The organism is Natrinema halophilum, from assembly GCF_013402815.2.
GTDB classification, from domain to species: Archaea; Halobacteriota; Halobacteria; order Halobacteriales; family Natrialbaceae; genus Natrinema; species Natrinema halophilum.
On sequence record NZ_CP084880.1, the window covers coordinates 46909 to 64958 of the forward strand.

Consider the following 18050-nt stretch of genomic DNA (forward strand, 5'->3'; position numbering starts at 1 on the left):
TACGAGGCAGAGCGCGTGTTTTGCACCTCTTCGCATGGTGTTGTTTTCAACCCAAGAACAGCGAACCAGATACTCAGAGTATCTGCGAACACACTGCTGAGGTTTCTGCCAGATATCGTTGATGTTCACGCAGCCGTGCTGAATACAGAGGCTGGATCTCTCATAACGCCGGTTATTCAATCAAAATCTTCATCAGTGGGCAATCTCATCACGGACAGCCAGAATCGCTCTAACTCTCGAATGGTGTCGATGAACTCGTCTGGATCAACTGGTTTGGTGAGATATCCGCGCGCACACAGTTCGTAGGATTGGATGATGTCTATTTCGGCGTCCGAGCTTGTGAGAATGATGACTGGAATTCGCCGGCGCTCTGGATCCTCGTGAAGCTCTTTGAGTACCTCATCTCCGTTCTTGCGGGGGAGGTTCAGATCTAATAGCACGAGATCGGGTCGAGGTGCGTCGGCGTAGTCATTTCGTTGGAAGAGGAAGTCGAGAGCATCGACGCCGTTCTCGACGACGTGGAGAGTGTTCGCTATCTTCTGGTCTTTGAATGCTTCCTTCGTTAGCCGAATGTCGCCAGGGTTGTCCTCGACCAGGAGAATATCAGCCGGTTCGGAATGGTCGAACTCGCTCGTCATGGGTATCCTCGGCACGAAGTGTAAATGAGAACGTCGATCCCTCGCCAGATTCGGAATCGACCCAGATCTCGCCACCGTGGCGTTCGATGATCCGCTCGACCAGTGCCAGGCCAATGCCCGAGCCTTCGTGGTCGTTCTGGGACTGGAGGCGCTGGAACACCTCGAAGATCCGATCTTGCTCGTCAGGCGGAATTCCGATTCCTTCGTCTTGAACCGACACTTCCCACATCGAACTGTTCCGATCGGCGGAAACATGGACCTGCGGCGGCTCGTCCTTGCTGTACTCTATTGCATTGCTCAGCAAGTTCTGGAACACTTGACGCAACTGATTCTCGTCCCCAAGCACACGAGGCAACTCATCGACCTCTATGTCGGCATCACTTTCGGTGATCTGCATCTCGAGATTGTCCCGGACGTCTGCAACCACTTTATTGAGATCAACCGGTCCGAGCGGCTCCCCTTCGGTCTCAACGCGTGAGTACACCAGCAACCCGTCGATCATCTCACGCATGCGTTCGGCCCCGTCGACGGCGAATTCGAGGAACTCTTCACCGTCGTCGTCGAGCGCATCGCCGTACCGACGCTCGATTAACTGGAGATAACTCGAGACCATCCGAAGTGGCTCCTGAAGGTCGTGAGACGCGGCGTAGGCGAACTGTTCAAGCCGCTCGTTAGATTCCTCGAGTTTCTGCTCGTAAGTCTTGCGCTCGGTGATGTCGCGAGCCACGCCGATCATCCGCGTGGCGCCATCATCGCCCTCTACGGGGTGGCCTGGGGCTTCAATCCATCGAGTCTTACCATCCCGGACGATGCGGATCTCCTCGTCTTTCGGTTCGCCGGTCTCCAGGGATCGTTCGATGGCCTCCTGTGCCTTCTCCCTGTCCTCTACATGGATGATTTCGATAAAGTCATCCCAGTCCTCCACCGTCGTTCCGTACAGCGACTCCGCCGACGGGTAGAATGAAGCCTCGTCAGTCTCGACGTTCCAGTCCCAGACGACCGCGTCGGTTGCGTCGAGAGCCAACTCCATGCGCTCTCGGACGTTCTGGAGTTCACGCTCACGTTCCTTACGCTCGGTGATGTCTTGGGCCGCCCCGCGGAGGGAAACGACGTCACCGCCATCTGTCTCTGGGACGCCTTGGACTCGGAGCCATCGAACTTGGCCCGTGGACGTCCGGAATCGCACCTCCTCATCGACGGGCTGGCCTGCCTCGAGTGCGGCTTCGATCGCGTTCTCGATGACCGGTCGGTCGTCCTCGTGGTAGATGTCGAGGGCCTGGTCTACTGGTGGTTCTTCGGCGTAGGGTTCATCCAGAATCTCGAAGAGATGCTGGGTCCAGTAGACATCCATCGTCTCGGGGTTGATCTCCCAGCCACCGACGTCCGCGATTTGCTCTGATTTATGGAGAAGATCGACCGTCCGGTCGAGTACGAAGGCGTTTGATTTGGCCCGAGAATCGTTGAATCCCCCGGCGAACGAGGGGACGAGCACGAACGCCGAAATTATGAGAACTGCCCGAACGGGGTTACTGATACTCGCGGCAGGTTGGATGTGGTAGAGCGTTAGAAGGCTGACCATGACCCCGATACCCCCGAGACACCAGGCCATGATTGTGGAGTAGAATTTCGGAGCGATCTCTGTTTGTGGCAACCGATAGCCACCATAGAGGACGATAGTACCAGGCCCGGCAATAAAAACAGAGAGAATCAGAGCGTTTGTAAGTGGTGTGCCTTGCGTGATCTCCACGTATGCCCATCCGAGTCCAAGGATGACATAGAGAGTACCAAGGCCCATGATAGCCTGCTTCCAGCGAGCATTGGTCCCAATTTCCTTCCAGGACTCCATTGAGAGTGCCCAGTACCGGGACGATTAAAGTATTACTGCGTTGCACCGCTGGATTCCTACTCGCGTTTCCCGACGTTCGACTTGCCCCGTTTCGCTATCTGTGCAGAATTTTCCAGGATAACTATCTGCGATAGGATTTGTTGTTCGGCCGCCTTCCTACTGGGGCTACCAACGCCGTCGTTGACTGATCTCAAAGTCGTGCTGCAAACGCGCCCTGTATTCAGCACACCAGTGCTACCAGATACTGGGGAGAACTCTGGTCATTGTGTTACACCGTTTCCCTGTACTGACCGATTCGAGAATCTCGAACACAGGTAATGTGAATTATGTTCCGGCACTCTCAGCAGGTGCTGTTTTTCAGGGGCGATGAGCGAGTGGGCCCCGCCATAGGCTCGTGATTCGATGACTTCAGACAACCCGTTTCTCGACTGCGAGTTGAATCCCGAGGCGATCCTCGGAACACACACGTTCGAAGACGTCCTGTTCACCGACGACACGGAAACCCCGGTGAACGTGCTCACCGGTGAGTCACCAGCGCATTCGCAAGCAACCGTCGAGGAAGCGAAGGAGTTCGCTGCGAATATCGACTCGAGCACGCCCCAAATCGCGCTCCCCGTATCCGTCGAGTCGCAGGTCTAAACATAGAGCAAGCCCTACACGGCGGCCGCATTCTTCCACTTCAAGCCAACAGGATCGCTCGAGCGTCATCGTGCCTATCACGCCGCCTACGACTCGGACGCATTCACCGTCGACTTCGAAGCCGACTACAAGCCCGGGGATCTGACCATCACTGTCGACTGAGCGAACGAATCCTGAGACTCAACCGGCAGGGCAAGTTTTTTGAGCGCCGGCGATAGGTGCCGGCGCAGCAGGAGCGAGCGAGCAACGGACCCCCAGTGCGTCGGCGTTTCGAGGAGTTCGAGATGCATATGGTGATTTACGCACTTGTTGAGGCATCGACCCACGACGACGCGCTGGCCACCGGAAAGTCAATATTCGACCGCCTGGTCGGGGCGGACCCATACGCCGGCGCCGTCTTCGACTACTACGTGACTTTCGACGAGGAGGACACGTCCGTTGCGGGGAAGGCGCGTTGGGGTGAGCTCCCGACCGCAGCCCCTGCCGACTCTGACGACGGCCAGGATCTCCTCGAGCGTGGGTGGGAGGCGACGAAGGAAGAGTTCGAGCGTAATCTCGACCGGGTGACAGAGGCCATCGAGGAACTCTCCGACGAGGAGATCATGCACGACGAGGACCTCGCGCGGCACGCCTTCCACCAGGTCGGTGCGTACGACGGCCCGACGATCTTCCTGTACACCGAACACGGAACCGGCATTCGCCACCGTGGACAGTTGGATCGACTCCTCGAGGAAAGTGAGGTGCTCTGGATCCTGCCCGCTGACGTGCATTTCTAAACAATGCCCAGGATCTCCAATTGGCGACGCGAGAGCCGATCACCGACGCTCGCGTATCGGAACACCGAGACCGGTGCGCGAGCCGTCTTGCATCGAGCGCCGGACTCGTACCGGTACAAGTAGCGTGGGGCAATCCTGATCGACGGCTACCCGGTCTGGTCGCGGGGATACGAGACGAAGGACGCGAAGTCGTTCCGTGATGAGTTCCGGGAGCGGCCCGCTCCGAAACTCAGCTGTCCGGAGTGTCCGAATGACGACGTCATCATCGGTGAGAAGTCAGCTGACGGGACGAAGGTCCAGCGGTGGTACAACTTGCCCCGACTGTGGGTATGAAGCGCCCTCACGCATCGTTTACGGCGCCGAACAGTGAGTGGGGTGAGCGCTGGGTGCTGTTTTTCGACCGGGCACGAGGTGGTGGCCCGGGGTGGCCGGGTTGGTCAAACAATGAGCCTCGAAGTACGCACACGACACAGTGAGGCACTGTTCGAGTTCCTTTGGTGTCCTGTCTGTGGGCAGGAAGTGTTCACCCACATCCCCTTCGAGGGGGTGTTCTGCAAGAACTGCAACTCCCAGGTTGAACTCCAAGAGTCACGAGAGACACGCGGCTACGAAGAGGCCGTGCTCGCCTGCTTCGATTCCGCCACGACCTGGAACCTCCACGTCGTCGAGAAACTGCGTCGCGACCTGCCTGATGGGGCGGCACGCGTTAAGGTCTTCGGCGAACCGGGCGCCTACCAAGTCGGTTGGTGGAGTCCAGAGCCGGGTGAGTATTGGGAGCCTGTCGAGCGTGGCGAGTTTGAGGATGCCGACGTGTCTGAGGAGGTTTCCCACCTAACATAGGGCAACGAATTCCACGGGATAGGGTGGGAGGACCACTTATCCGAGCGGGGAGTGTGGAGCGTGGTGTATGCCCGAAGAAGTGCTGTTCAAATCTGAGAGTGTCCAGAGCCGAGACGAAATCGCGTCGTACCTCGGGAGCGTCGCCGAAAAGCTTGAACAGGGAGGTTCGATCACCCTGAAGGCAGGGTCAGAATCCGTCACGATGGATCCACCAACGCGGTCGACATTCGAAGTCAAGGCCGAACGCGAGGGGCCCGCTGAGGGCCCTGGAGAGTTGAGCATCGAGTTTGAACTCGAGTGGGACGAGAACAGCAAGGGTGCTGAAGGAGGGACGGGGGATCTGGAAATCGAGTGAGGAGCCTGCATCCGTGTTTGTGGTGCGCCGGCGATGGGTGCCGGCGCACACGCGCACTCGGGATTGATGACCAAGTCGGCAGTCTCGAACCTGGCAAACGCGCTGATCTACTCGTCATCGACGTCAATACGCCACGCCTCCAGCCGTTCAGCAATCTCCCGTCGGTTCTGACGAACTCGGTGACTGCGGGAGATATCTAAACGGTCGTCGTCGACGGTGAGGTGCTCCTGGAGGAGCAATCGGTCAAATCAATGAACATCAAGGCTGTTCGTACAGCCGCGACACGAGAGCCTGAACGCCTCCAGACGCGTACTGGCTGGGAAACATCACTCGCCGGCAGTACACCACCAGAAAAATCGATACTCAGACGTGTGTCCGCACAACCATTGCTTCGAGCGATGCGACAGTACGGCCGAGGATTTGTCAACGAGCACTTTCGCACTCACGTCAACTAGTCCATCGCAAATAGGCCGCCCATCAGAAGAGATACTGATGGTGAGTGGCCCCTACGCGGTATGGTCGACGATGAGTACTGATTGGTTGGAGAGGATTCCAAGTGAGATCTGGTTTCTGGAGCGTCGGTAGAGTTTCCATCCAATGGCGATGACGACACAGAGAGCGCCGAGGAGGAACGGGATCGTGACGTCAGTATCGCCAAATCGCCAACTGAATACGACGTATCGGCTCTGGTGAATCGCTATACAGCGTTGGCTTCGACCGTCAGAACTAGGGAGTTGAAGCGAGAAACTGCCGATGCCTCTGTCGGAGATCTCCCGCATCACTCGACGCTAGTGAAGTGGTTTGACAGGATCAAGACAGCACTCGCCAGAGTGCTACAGCGCCTCTCGGCGCAGTTGCACGACCCGAGCGGTCACGCCGCTATCGACGCGACATTCTTCGACCGTGAAAACGCCAGCAAGCACTTCTTCTCAGAGTTCTGGCTGTGAGAAATCGAGAGAACCAAAGCAAATAATCATCATTCTCGGTCTCTTGTTCGATCGATGTGATTATCAGTTTCCCATTGGGTTATCAGAGTATGTCCCTCAGTACAGATATACTCCTGTTCAGTATCGTGCTCGTTCTCGCTGCCATTCAGACGGCGTTACCGTTCAATGAAGGATCGACGAATTTTTTGCTTGCCGGACTCAGTATCGCTGTCTTAGCACTATTGGGGAGTGTCATTAATTCGATGGTAAGCACAGGGTCGGGATCAACAGATGGCGAGAACTCAAAGCGGTAGCGTAAAAACCGATGACCACTTCCTGCATACATTCTCTGTATCTCGCACGCTCCTTTTGACAGAGAATAGATGGGTTGTGACACCTCTGCAAGATACAAAGGATATACCGATCGCTAAGATCAGTCTCTCTGTGAACTGGTCTTTGTAAGACAGCTAGGGGCTTTATGGATACGGTTTGCTAACGCAGAAGCATGTCTCTTCGGTAGGTTTTGGGACCGAACTCGCTCGATCAAATTGTCTACGTCATTCTGTTTTTGGCTATAATCGTGTTCGCTTCTACCTACATCCTTGACAACCAAATTGTACGGTTAGAATCCATCATCAGAATAGGGATTCTCCTTGCTGGGATTATATGGGGTATTAATTCCGTCTACCCTCAAGGAAGACATTGATAGACCAAAAATGAAACTCAAGGGTGATGTCCTCTGGAGAGCTAAAATTCACTACCCTCCCACCCCACTACTTCCGCTGTTAACGATTGAACAGCTACATCACCCTCCATGGAAGGAGGGTGATTTGTTTTCGGTGTTGAACAACCTACAGATATTGTTTTTTCTAATCTAACTTAAGGCTATTCTAGGCAGCTAGAAACATGAGTTAGGAATGGAGTGGGCAAAACTGGTATTCAAATAGACTCTCTCACAACCTAACAGCGGAAGTAGTGGGGTGGGTGTGGCAATCTTCCCACGGTAACAGCTGAAACAATGGGGTGTCTAAATCTCTCACTCAGATTGAATTGTAGATGTAACAGCGGAAGTGATGGGGTCTCTCTTTATGGCGTGTTCTTCCTTCATGAACAAAGAAAATTTCAATGTAACATCGGAAGTAGTGGGGTTGGTAGCGCCGCAAGTTCCTTTGCCTACTCCTCATCTTCAGTCAATTAAACAGCGGAAGTGGTGGGGTTGCTTCTACGGCGACGCTCCAAGAAGTTCATTGAGGCCGGCTTTCACGCTCGAAATTGGTTGCTCAAGCTCATGTTCTTTGAACTTGCCACCGGATTTCCCGCGGTTAGTCTCGGTCGACGAAATAATCCCTAGTGTTTCGAGTTCTGCGAGGTATTCCCGGACGGCCCGGGTTGAGACCGGATCGTACCCTTCCCGGTCACACAACACTTCATAGGGTTCGCGAATCTCTCGTGTCCGCACAGGCGTCTCGTCGCGCTCCTCGAGCAACGTTAACGCCCACAATACAAGCTGCCCGTGCTGGGAGTAATTGTTGATCCCTTCGATCACCTGATCAGTCTGAAGTCGACGTCTTGCTTCCGTGACGTGGTTCTCGATTACAGCATCAGCATTCTCTTCACGAGCGATATCTCCACTCTCAAGTAACAGATCAAGTGCCTTCCGCGCGTCACCAGAGTCTTTCGCACCGTAAGCAGCGCAGGCTTCGATCATGCCATCCTCGATGACGTCGTCGTGGAATGCAACGGATTCGCGCTGCCGGAGCACCTGGATGAGTTCGGTTGCGTCGTAGGCAGAGAATGAGACTTCTTTCTCACAAAGACTCGAGCGAACCTTCGAACTCAACTGATTACGAAAGCTCAGGTCATTCGAAATCCCGACGACGCCAAGTCGAGCAGTACTGATATCCCCGTTCGATCGCGCACGTGGCAGTTTGTACAGCAAACTATCGTCCTGAATATGGTCTACCTCATCGAGAATGATCAAAATCGTCCCGCCGAGACTGTCAATTTCGTCGAAGAGAAACTGGTAGACAGATGCTTGTGGATACCCGGTGTTTGATATTTGATTCGCGGGATCACGAAGTTCGTTTACCAACGCGACGGCGGTTTGGTAACTCGAGTTTAGCCCATCACAGTTGATTTCCACTGTATGGAGGTCGAGCCCATCGATATCCTCAGCACTGTTTTTGAGTCGATTTAGCAGAAACCGCGTCGCGGCCGTCTTCCCGACACCGCTTTTTCCGTAGAGAAATATATTGGACGGCGTCTCGCCCTCAATGACAGGCTGCAGTGCCGCGTGATATTGCTGCAGTTCGGTGTCCCGACCGACGAGTTTGTCTGGTGTCCACGCCTCAAGTAACGCCTCTCGTTCTTTGAAGATACGACCTGTCGGCTCGAAACTAAAATCACCCATTAAGCAGCTTATCTCAGACCACCGTCTTAACCTTTGCTTCCGATGCTTCCGGTGTCGGCTTTTATTTATATACACCTAGCCCCATCTGTTCCGGTGTTATCGTCTTGCTCGGCACACGGACTCCTCCGACACGTCGCCAACTGCGCCGAGAGTTTCGCTGGATAAAACGACCAGACCATCGCATGGACGTTGTCCCGACGAAGGCAACAATCACGATCAAGGAGATTAATGACAAGCGCTACTACTACTGGCAGTGACGGGAGGGAGATAAGGTGAAGTCGAAGTACAAGGGACCAGTCAACCCGGTAGAATGAGTCGTCGGGAAGATACCTGCCCACGTTTCCGTCGTACTGGAGGTCGTTGAAGGGAATGAGGCCACGATTGAGGAGATCACACCCCCACATTTCCGTCGTTTCATCCCCGGTCAAAGTCGATAGTTGGGGAGTAGAAGGTGACCTCGGTTCACCCATCCCACGTTTCCGACGTGTCGAATGATACACTCGTGATCAGGGGTGTGGTGAGCGACCGAAGCGGGAGCTAGGCCAAGTCTTCTAGCCGGCTATCCCGGAGGACGGATTTCAACACGATGCCGGTATCCTGAACCAGTCGATGCTCCAGATAGCTTCCCTCACCCCGGCCACCACCGGTCCGAGTTGATTCAACGACACCGAGGAACGCCTGCTCTTTCAACAGTTCGTAGACGCGGTGCTCGCTGAGAACCTTCGCATCAGCCTTCTCTGCCGTCGCTTGATACCGTTCGTAAATCCGGTTAGTGGAGAATCCGTCCTCGTTCGGATTCTCTTCGGTGAGCAGCGCGAGAGAATAGAGGATGAATTTGACCTGAGTCGTCGACCCGCGTAGCAACTCCTCGAACCGATCGATTTCAGCCCATTCCTGGGCATCGCGAACGTGTTCCTCGACCACCGTGTCGATGTTTTCTCGTTCGGCAAGCTCGCCGGCGTGACGGAGAATCTCGATCGCTTTTCTGGCGTCGCCGTGTTCCTGGGCGGCTAATGCCGCCGTCAACGGGATCACATCATCTGAGAGAACGTCATCGTGGAATGCGTCCCGACGGTGCTTCATAATCTCGCGGAGTTGATTCGCGTCGTAGGGTTGGAAGATGAATTCTTCCTCGCGAAGACTGGACTTGACGCGCTCATTCAACTGGTCGCGGTACTCAATCTTGTTGCTAACTGCGATGACGCCCAGGTGGCAATCAGCTTTCCCCGATTCGCGGGCCCGCGACAACTGCATGAGAATATCGTCGTCATCGAGTCGGTCCACCTCGTCGAGGATGATGATGACTGACTCGTAGGCTGTGTCCAGAATCTCCCAGAGATAGTCGTAGTATTCACCACTGCCAATCCCTGCGCGTGGAATATCGAAGTCAGTCTCATCCGTTTCGTTGAGTGAACGCGTCACCGTCCGGGCAACACGCGTCTGCGTATTGTGTTGCGCGCAGTCGACGTAAACTGTGCCGACGGATACATCATTTGACTCCGCAGCTCGGCGAGCTCGTTCAGTAACGTGACGGGCAACCAGTGACTTTCCAGTTCCAGTTTTCCCGTAAATAATCACGTTGTTGGGTGGATCACCACGAACGATCGGCCTGAGTTCAGCAGCAACGGCCTTGATCTCGCCATCTCGGCCGACGATACGTCCACTTTCAGGGACATGGCCCACCTTCAGCAGCTCCTTTCGAGCGAAAATGTTGGCTCGGTCGGGATTGTCTTCATCAAAGTCAAAGAGAGGATCGTCGGCGGGATCCTCGTAGCGGCCGTCGAAGTCAGAGAGTTGAGACGGTTCCTCAGCCATCAATATCAGACATCGCAGAAGGGATCTACTTAATGATTTGGTTACCCCGACCAGAGTGTAAATCGGGCTATGGTCGTCTTTTGATGTTTTGTCTCTGCCGTTTCATCCTCACAAAGGGTCGAGTCGGTCCCGAGTGAAATTGGATTCGGAGCGGTAGTTACCAACTCAGATCGGCACCCCTAATCCAGAGTGAAAACGCCGGACTGAAGGGGGTTTGTCACACCCCTGGTCAAGAGTGAATATATCTCTACCCGGTGAACGGAGCACTTGTTTGAGACCACATCCCCAATCCAGAGTGTATCTCCCGAACGGAGGAATCAATCATTTCTATGAGAAAACATTACGACACTTGGCGTCTGACGCACGGCAGACACCCCTCGTCCAGAGTGAAAACGCCGGCGTGACGAGCTGGCGTCGAATAGGAACATCGAGGGATGATGACGAGCGTTCGTCGGCACCCCCGGTCAAGAGTGAATAACGAGACGGTAGAAGACCCACAGATACAGGTCACATCTCCAGCTGAAGCAAAGCAGGGTGAAATCGGATCAGTCGGAATCAGGTATCTGATGTCGTACTGACAGGGGGAGATCAAGAGATACCGGTCCCGACACCGGCTTTGAGGACGGTTTGCTGGCCAGAAAATAGTCAAAACGACGATTGGTCCTTCAACGTTTCACAATACACGAACGACGAGATTGGAACCACACACCCCTCGTCCAGAGTGAAACGGTGAAAGAGTCCCTCGGTGGGACCGGCGGAAACCACACGGCAGGTCCGCAGGAAAGCACCGAAATCACAAGACGTGGGATGAGTACACCTATTACAGCAGTCGTCACACAGCCGATGATCCACCAAACATACCAATCTTCAAAATATTACCTAGAGGTTTTATTACCACCTACCTCCTACCACTCTTCAAGTGCATTCAGCACGGTAAGGAGGACGAAGGCGGCATTTGTCCAGGTGGTTCTGAACCGCTGCTCGTGTTCGCTTTTCTACTTCTTCCGTGTTTCTCCGTCTCAGGCTGTCTCCCCATGATTCTCGTTGGTTTCTCCCTACGAGAACCCTCGTTTCCCGTAGACCTTCCCCCACACCCCTGATTGGTTTTCACTCTGGACAAGGGGTGTGTGGGCGACGTATCCTCTCCGGCTTCCAGTCCGTCTATCCGTTCGCCATTAACCAACCCATCTCCTGAAATCCCTGATTCTGTTGGTTAATTCCTCTCAACCTCGGTGAAGGCGGCCAAGTTCGTTTCCCGAGTTTCCGCGATTTCACGTTGAATCTCCGTCCGATCACAGCCGAGCGGTGACAGCACGCTCTCGACAGCTCTGACGAGTTGAATCTCGTAGTATGACGCATCGTACGACTCGATTTCCTCGTGAGCCAACGCGACCCGCTCTCGCGAGCTCTTCTCGTCGTCGACGACGACGTACTCGAGGTCCTGTCCTGGGTGGACAGCGAGGTCCTGCTCGCGAGCCCGCTTTAGCGCCGCCACATTCTGGGTGTTTTGCGTGTATCCTTCGAGTGGCTCGGAGACGCGATTCCGCTCGACGAGTTGTTCAACTGGCACCGTTCCAGCGTGGAGTCGGCTGATGGCCTTCTGAAGACAGTCGAGCACAGCGTTCGGTGACCGGGTCGAGTCGAACCGTTCGAGACAGTCCCGCTGGACGTCCCCGATGAACGGTGGGGTTGAGCGCTGCCGAGCTTCGACCTCCTAGCCCCAGCCATCGAGAAAGCAGATGAGTTGGGACTCGAAATCGAGCTCCGGTCAGCGGGCGCGGAATCGCTCCCGTACGAGGACGACTCGTTCGACGTTGTGATCACCTCGATGGTCTTCTGTACGATCCCGGATATCGAGGCGACACTCTCGGAGGTGGCCCGTGTGTTACGGCCCGGCGGCGAGTTCCGTTTCTTCGAACACGTACTGGACGACGGGTGGCGCGCTCGCATCCAGTCTCGTATCGCACCGCTCTGGAAGCGGGCTGCAGGCGAATGTTACTTGACGAGACAGATTGCATCGGTGTTCACCGCCGACCGATCGTTTGACGTCGTCAAGGTCGATCGGATGAACCTCGGCGTGGCGCCGATACGACCGTTCGTTCGAGGCCGACTCCGGAAACGAGCGTGAGCGATAGGTGCTCGGCACCACTCTTCACTCCAACTGGGTCGTGCCTCCCTTCCCCCAATACTTCTATGTAGCCGTGGCAACGAGCAGGAACGTCTCCGGCCAGATGGCCTCGTGCTCGATGCGGAACCCGGCGTCTGACTGTGCGTCCGCCGCTTCCGTGGCAGTGAACCGCTCATCAAGGATTGGGCCGTCGTCCCCGGTCCCCGTCGCACTCCAGTCGACGATGACGAGTCATCCCTCCAGCGCGAGGACGCGATTGATCTCGGCGAGCGCGTCATCGGTCGCGAACTCGTGGTAGGTCATCGTCGAGAAAGCGGCGTCGATTGAATCCGTGTCGACCGGCAGGTCGCTCACCTCGGTGGTGAGGAGGTGTACATTCTCGGGGATGCCCTTCTCGCGATAGTAGTCGTGCATCGTCTCCTGCACGACGACGCTGTACACGGTCCGCGCGTTGGGCGCTACGTCGTCGGTGTAGAATCCCATCCCGCTCCCAAGATCGACTACGACCTCATCGGATGAGAGGTTGAGCGCCCAGAGCAGTTCCTCAGCCGAGAGAAACTTCCGTATCATATCGCCCTTACGACGGGCAATCGGTCGTAAAGCTTATCAGTCAACCTCCTACACTACTGTGCATTGATGGAGTCAGAGGACAATATTACGACTCCTCGCTGGCGGTGGAACCATCGTGTTCGGTGGTGCTGTCGCGTATTTCGCGTCACGCTCCGAGCCGGACGAACAGGTACTGGCTCCCGACACCTTTCACACGAACGAGGAAACGACGGAATTCGGGATGGCACTCGCGGGTCGACCGATCGCAGGCGATTCCGACGCCCTGGTCGACGTTCTATTTGGCTGCGTGGGTGTCTGACGATCCGGTGGCCGTTCGCGATCGGCTCGACCGAATCAGTCGAACAACAGCGGAGATCATCGATGCCGTTGACGAGGTGACAGAAGATGTGTGATCGAAATCTCTTCCTCGAGATCGTCACTGTGCTCGAAGAGCAGGGGCTCGGTCGTGACGAGTACCAACTACAGCGGGTGATCGACATCGAAGCACTCGAACAAATCGTCGAATCAGCAGGGGCTGATCTCGAAGTCAAATTCTCGGTTGATGAGTATCGTCTCTGCATGACGCAGTCCGATGTGCAGGTTCTTGCGGGCCCGTAGTAGGAGAATCTAGCTGGTTCTCCCGTCGTATCGCACTCGGCTCCCGTCGTATCGCACTTGAGGACCCAACAGATAGCCTAGACGAACAGCGGAACGTCGTTGTATGCACTTACCACTGCCTGGTTGATCACCTCGAACAGATCGCGGACGGCGGTCGCCTGCTTGAGGAATCGAACCTCCAGACGCTCTGTGCGGACTGTCACAGCGAGAAGCCGGTCGACGAGAACTGCGATCGAGATCCAGCGCCAAACATGACGCTTACCGACTATCTGGATCTCGAGTCCTAATCCACTGTCCACACCCCATCGTGTCCAGTGTCTTCTCACAATCTGCGAACCGAACTGCACCCCACCCCACTCCACTACGTCCAGTGTCTCGAAAAGCTCGAAAGTAGCAGGCCACCCCATCGTGTCCAGTGTCCAAAATCACCATCAGGCGACAGAATAGATCCCATTGTGTCCAGTGTCTTTCGGGTGGCAGAGGTCCTGCTCGAGACGCTGCTGAACGGCGTCGGTTACCCCCACCATGTCCACTGTCTCGTCGAGAGCTTCGAGTAAGAGATCGGGATTTGTGTCGAGAGCATACTCGTAGTACCAACCACCCGATTCACCTCTGTTCCGCTCTGTACGACTCGCGATCCCTAACATCGAAAGCTCGCCGAGATGGTCACGCATCCGTCGGGGAACGAGCGAGTCAACTGCAGCTCGACCACAAATAATTTCGTATCGATCTTGCACGTCACGCGCCCGAATCGGTGTATCACCCTCTTCGTGTAACATCAGGAGGGCGTACAGCACGAGATGTCCCTGCTGAGTGAGACCAGCAACGCCATCGACGATCCGACTCCGCTCGAGGGACTTTCGAGCCTGGTCGACGTGGTCGACGGTTACCTGCGTGGCGTCCTGTTCAACAGCCACGTCCCCTGCTTCCATAAGCAAATCTAGACTCTGTCGGGCGTCTCCGGCGTCTTTAGCACCGAACGCCGCACACTTCGCGATGACTTCATGCGGCACGACATAATCGAAAAACGCGATATCAGCACGTTGGCGAAGGATATCACGGAGCTCATTCGCATTGTAGGCAGGGAACTGGAGTTCCTTTTCGCACAGGCTCGACTGGACTTTCGAACTCAGCGACTCGCGGAATTTAAAGTCGTTTGAAATACCGATGATCCCGACCTTCGATTCCTCTAGATTGCCGTTGGCTCGAGCGCGTGGGATCTGGTACAGAATCGAATCATCGTCGATGTGATCGATCTCGTCGAATACAATGATGACGGTGCCCCCGATCGCGTCGAGTTCTTCCCAAAGCCATTCGTTGACTTGTCGTCGAGGATAGCCGGTCGGCTTCAAATGATCCTCTGGATCGCGGAGATCGTTGATCAGTTGAATCGCGACCTGATAGCTCGTACTCAGATCCTCGCAGTTCGTACGGATAGTCGTGAGATCGACATCGAATTCAGCCACGTCGTCTTTGAGCTCCCGATGAAGATAGCGCGTACAAGCGGTTTTCCCGACGCCTGCTTTGCCATAGAGAAAGATATTCGCAGGCTGATCGCCGTTGATGACGGGCTGTAGGGCTGAAATATACTGCTGTAGCTCTTCATCGCGACCGACAATCTCCTCTGGTTGGTAATCTTCTCGGAGGACATCTCGCTCCTGAAAGATATCTGTGTCAGGCTGGAACAAGCCCATAGTATCTTGCCATAGCGTATTTGGGAACCAACATCGTGTCAAGTGCGTCCAGTGTGTCTAGTGTCGCGTTGTCTACCCTCCCCCCTCACCCTACTATGTCCAGTGCCTCCCCGGAATAGTACAGGAGACTCTGCTGACGAACAACTCTAAAATAAGAAGTTTTAAGGGTGGTATTCATGAATTAGCCGAATGATAGCTAGCGGAGCACTGAGTTATAGATTTCTTGGATTGAGGAGACTATAACAGCTTTCCGATCAAACCGGCGCGCAAAGACACTGGACACAATGGGGTGGGTGTGTCCATAACTTCCGACTTTTGGAAACCGGAATCGTCGGTGTGATTTGGAAACCGGAATCGCAGTGGAAATGTGCTTAACTTTTCTGTCCCTCGCTCCGACGAACCAGATTGTTTGAGTCCATGGATGTCGTTCTAATTCCAGTCAAGGGGAGACAGCATCGGTACTCTCTGATCGGAGATTCGGGAACGGAGTTGAATCGGCGTGAGTCGTTCAATCTCAGGGCTGTAGCTGAGTGAAGTAGCGGAATCAATTCGTGTACCGTCAGTTGGCATGGTTTTGCAGAGTTCACTGCTGTCCTCGTCAGGAGATCCGTGGTAGGGGTTATCGACGAAGTCGGTAGAGACGATTCTCGACCTTGACCAGTCGAGAATTGTCATGGAGAGGTGGCGAAACAGGTGTTTGCGGCCATTTCGAACTGGTCACCCTGAAGCGAAGCGTGTGGAGCCAGCCCATGACAGTGTCGTCGCAGGACGTGTCGTCTGTCTGGATAGTCACGTCCCAAACGGACGACTGATTGACACTGGCCAGAGTGACGACAGGCCAGATATCTCCGGAATCAAGGGCTCACCTCTCGATTCCATCCATCGGGTGATATCCGATCACATCAGCCGCTACTTCTTTGGCATCTGTCGCCGAAAGAACACCGTCTGGTTCGGGGAGATCTAACGCACTTACCGAACTAGACATCTTCCTCAATCAGAGCGACGCTTCGGCTCCGCTGTTTTCACCGGTTGGCAAGCACCGAAAGCAATCACAGTTCGCAACGCAAGCCTCGACAGGATCGATGGCACATCCTCTGTACGTGTATGGAAAGTGACAAATAGGCCAATCCGTAGATTCAAAACCTGGGGGTTCGTTCACCGACCACATGGTTGTCGGCAACAATACTACCAGCACAGACGTATTGGTAATCGGTGGTGGACCAGGGGGGTACGTGGCCGCCATCCGTGCGTCCCAACTCGGCCTCGACGTCACGCTCGTCGAAAAGGAGGCCTACGGCGGCACTTGCCTCAATCACGGCTGCATCCCCTCGAAAGCGCTCGTCTCGGCGACGGAACTCGCCCATCGCGCCGGTACTGCCGAACACATGGGCGTTCATGCCGACCCCGCCATCGACCTCCAGGGTGTGATCAACTGGAAGGACGACGTCGTCGAGCAGCTTACGAGCGGTGTCGAGAAACTCTGCAAGGGCAACGGCGTCAATCTAATCGAGGGCACAGCCGAATTCGCCGACGAGACCACAGCGCGTATCGTCCACGATGGCGAAGGCCAGGGCACCCAAGCCATCGAGTTCGAGCACGCCATCGTCGCAACTGGAAGCCGACCGATCGAACTTCCTGGCTTCCCGTTCACCGACGAGCACGTCCACTCCTCGCGGGAAGCGCTCGCGTTTGACCACCTCCCGGATCGCCTGCTGGTCGTCGGTGCGGGCTACATCGGTATGGAACTGGCCACTGTGTTTGCGACGGCTGGCAGCGAGGTCACCGTCGTCGAACAACTCAACGAGGCTCTGCCGACCTACGAGGACGACATCACTCGAATCGTCCGCAAAAGCGCCAGCGACCGCGGCATAGAATTCAACTTCGGTGAAGCCGCCAGTAGCTACGAGGATACTGGCCATGGCCTCGTCGTCGAGACTGAGTCCGAGGACGGACAAGTGTCCGAGTACGAGTGCGACGAGATTCTCGTCGCCGTGGGCCGCCGGCCAGTTACCGACACGCTGGGGTTGGACGCCATCGGCCTGGAACCCGATGAGAACGGGTTCCTCCCGACCGACGACCAGGCGCGGACCGACGTCGAAACAGTATTCGCCATCGGTGACGTCGCTGGTGAACCGATGCTCGCCCACGCGGCGATGCACGAGGGCCACGTCGCCGCGGAGGTCGCGGCGGGCGAACCGGCGGCGCTGGACGCCCGGACGATACCAGCCGTCGTCTTTACCGACCCCGAGGTAGCAACGGTAGGGCTGACTGAAGCTGAGGCAGAGTCAGCGGGCTTCGATCCCAACGTCGGGGAGTTCCAGCTCAGCGCGAACGGGCGGGCGCTCACTCGCAACGAGTCCAACGGGTTCGTTCGAGTTGTTGCCTCGAGCGACGGCGAATTCATCCTCGGCGCACAAATCGTCAGCCCGGACGCCTCCGAGCTCGTGGCGGAGCTTGGCCTGGCGATCGAGATTGGTGCCGTGCTTGAAGACGTCGCCGCTACCGTCCACGCCCACCCGACGCTATCCGAAGCAGTCAAGGAAGCCGCCGCGAACGCACGCGGAGAGGCGATCCATTCGCTCAACCGGTCCCATTAGCCGCTTGTGACGACGTCATCTCGGCCGAATCAGTAGCACCGAAGCAGCGCCTAATGCACTGACGACGGTAAGCTAAAACATGCTGTTCTGGATGACGAAGGCCGATTAGCTGGGAGACGCGGAATTTCCCATCACCTTCACAGAACAAGAGCGTTAAAAGTTGGAGTCGAGCGGAGCGCACTTGGAACGGAGTCCTTGATCCCCGAATTCCCGTCGAAG

Annotated in this window: 14 protein-coding genes and 6 pseudogenes; 12 read left to right on the forward strand and 8 right to left on the reverse strand. The window is 55.8% G+C overall.

Translation table 11 applies throughout. The features are described 5' to 3' along the window. Positions 1–176: 176 nt before the first annotated feature. On the reverse strand, positions 177–638 hold the full coding sequence (locus tag HYG82_RS42075) for a response regulator (RefSeq protein ID WP_235218105.1): 462 nt from the start codon (positions 636–638) through the stop codon (positions 177–179). Continuing rightward, positions 604–2484, reverse strand: a complete 1881-nt coding sequence (locus tag HYG82_RS42080) for an ATP-binding protein (protein ID WP_343233125.1) — start codon at positions 2482–2484, stop codon at positions 604–606. Before HYG82_RS42080 ends, HYG82_RS42075 begins: the two co-directional genes overlap by 35 nt. A 402-nt stretch (positions 2485–2886) precedes the next feature. Here HYG82_RS42080 and HYG82_RS42085 point away from each other — a divergent pair. From HYG82_RS42085 to HYG82_RS42115, 7 genes and pseudogenes are all read left to right on the forward strand, one after another. Beyond that, positions 2887–3285 (forward strand): annotated as a pseudogene (locus HYG82_RS42085) (DUF8025 family protein). 122 nt (positions 3286–3407) lie between these two features. Then, a complete protein-coding gene (locus tag HYG82_RS42090; protein WP_235218106.1) occupies positions 3408–3899 on the forward strand; it encodes a DUF7995 family protein in 492 nt (163 codons plus the stop codon). Positions 3900–3902: 3 nt separating this feature from the next. After that, positions 3903–4269 (forward strand): annotated as a pseudogene (locus HYG82_RS42095) (DUF7568 family protein). 74 nt (positions 4270–4343) lie between these two features. After that, positions 4344–4739 (forward strand): DUF7567 family protein, encoded by a 396-nt coding sequence (locus HYG82_RS42100; RefSeq protein WP_235218107.1) that lies wholly within the window; start codon positions 4344–4346, stop codon positions 4737–4739. Between the two features lie 67 nt (positions 4740–4806). Beyond that, positions 4807–5094 carry an amphi-Trp domain-containing protein gene (locus tag HYG82_RS42105; RefSeq protein WP_235218108.1) on the forward strand — a complete coding sequence of 96 codons (288 nt, stop codon included), beginning with the start codon at positions 4807–4809 and terminating at the stop codon, positions 5092–5094. Continuing rightward, on the forward strand, positions 5091–5294 hold the full coding sequence (locus HYG82_RS42110) for an amidohydrolase family protein (RefSeq protein ID WP_235218109.1): 204 nt from the start codon (positions 5091–5093) through the stop codon (positions 5292–5294). Before HYG82_RS42105 ends, HYG82_RS42110 begins: the two co-directional genes overlap by 4 nt. 567 nt (positions 5295–5861) lie before the next feature. Further along, positions 5862–6020 (forward strand): annotated as a pseudogene (locus HYG82_RS42115) (IS5/IS1182 family transposase); the annotation flags it as partial. Between the two features lie 1222 nt (positions 6021–7242). Here the strand turns inward: HYG82_RS42115 and HYG82_RS42120 are convergent. From HYG82_RS42120 to HYG82_RS42130, 3 genes and pseudogenes are all read right to left on the reverse strand, one after another. Next, entirely contained in the window at positions 7243–8430 is a 1188-nt protein-coding gene (locus HYG82_RS42120) for an orc1/cdc6 family replication initiation protein (RefSeq protein WP_235218110.1), read from the reverse strand. A 537-nt stretch (positions 8431–8967) separates the two neighbouring features. Beyond that, on the reverse strand, positions 8968–10245 hold the full coding sequence (locus tag HYG82_RS42125) for a Cdc6/Cdc18 family protein (RefSeq protein WP_235218111.1): 1278 nt from the start codon (positions 10243–10245) through the stop codon (positions 8968–8970). Positions 10246–11458: 1213 nt separating this feature from the next. Then, a pseudogene (locus tag HYG82_RS42130) lies at positions 11459–11956 on the reverse strand (DNA polymerase domain-containing protein); the annotation flags it as partial. 15 nt (positions 11957–11971) lie between these two features. On the opposite strand from HYG82_RS42130, the gene HYG82_RS42135 reads away from it, so the two are divergent. Further along, complete coding sequence (locus HYG82_RS42135; RefSeq protein ID WP_284145059.1) at positions 11972–12373, forward strand: class I SAM-dependent methyltransferase; 402 nt, start codon at positions 11972–11974, stop codon at positions 12371–12373. 63 nt (positions 12374–12436) lie between these two features. On the opposite strand, the pseudogene HYG82_RS42140 reads toward HYG82_RS42135, so the two are convergent. Beyond that, positions 12437–12934: pseudogene (locus HYG82_RS42140) on the reverse strand (class I SAM-dependent methyltransferase); the annotation flags it as partial. 124 nt (positions 12935–13058) lie between these two features. Between HYG82_RS42140 and HYG82_RS42145 the strand changes: the two are divergent. The 3 genes from HYG82_RS42145 to HYG82_RS42160 all read left to right on the forward strand — a co-directional run bounded on the left by HYG82_RS42145 (position 13059) and on the right by HYG82_RS42160 (position 13827). Further along, positions 13059–13241, forward strand: coding sequence for a hypothetical protein (locus tag HYG82_RS42145; RefSeq protein ID WP_235218241.1), 183 nt, complete (start codon positions 13059–13061; stop codon positions 13239–13241). An 86-nt stretch (positions 13242–13327) separates the two neighbouring features. Beyond that, positions 13328–13540, forward strand: a complete 213-nt coding sequence (locus HYG82_RS42155; protein WP_235218113.1) for a hypothetical protein — start codon at positions 13328–13330, stop codon at positions 13538–13540. Positions 13541–13680: 140 nt separating this feature from the next. Continuing rightward, the gene (locus tag HYG82_RS42160; protein ID WP_343233131.1) at positions 13681–13827 is read left to right on the forward strand and encodes an HNH endonuclease; all 147 of its coding nucleotides are present in this window, start codon (positions 13681–13683) and stop codon (positions 13825–13827) included. A 144-nt stretch (positions 13828–13971) separates the two neighbouring features. On the opposite strand, the gene HYG82_RS42165 is transcribed toward HYG82_RS42160, so the two are convergent. After that, positions 13972–15234, reverse strand: coding sequence for an orc1/cdc6 family replication initiation protein (locus HYG82_RS42165; protein ID WP_235218114.1), 1263 nt, complete (start codon positions 15232–15234; stop codon positions 13972–13974). A gap of 552 nt (positions 15235–15786) precedes the next feature. Then, positions 15787–16219, reverse strand: a pseudogene (locus HYG82_RS42170) (ISH3 family transposase); the annotation flags it as partial. 181 nt (positions 16220–16400) lie between these two features. Between HYG82_RS42170 and lpdA the strand changes: the two are divergent. Then, complete coding sequence (lpdA, locus tag HYG82_RS42175; protein ID WP_235218115.1) at positions 16401–17831, forward strand: dihydrolipoyl dehydrogenase; 1431 nt, start codon at positions 16401–16403, stop codon at positions 17829–17831. Positions 17832–18050 lie beyond the last annotated feature (219 nt).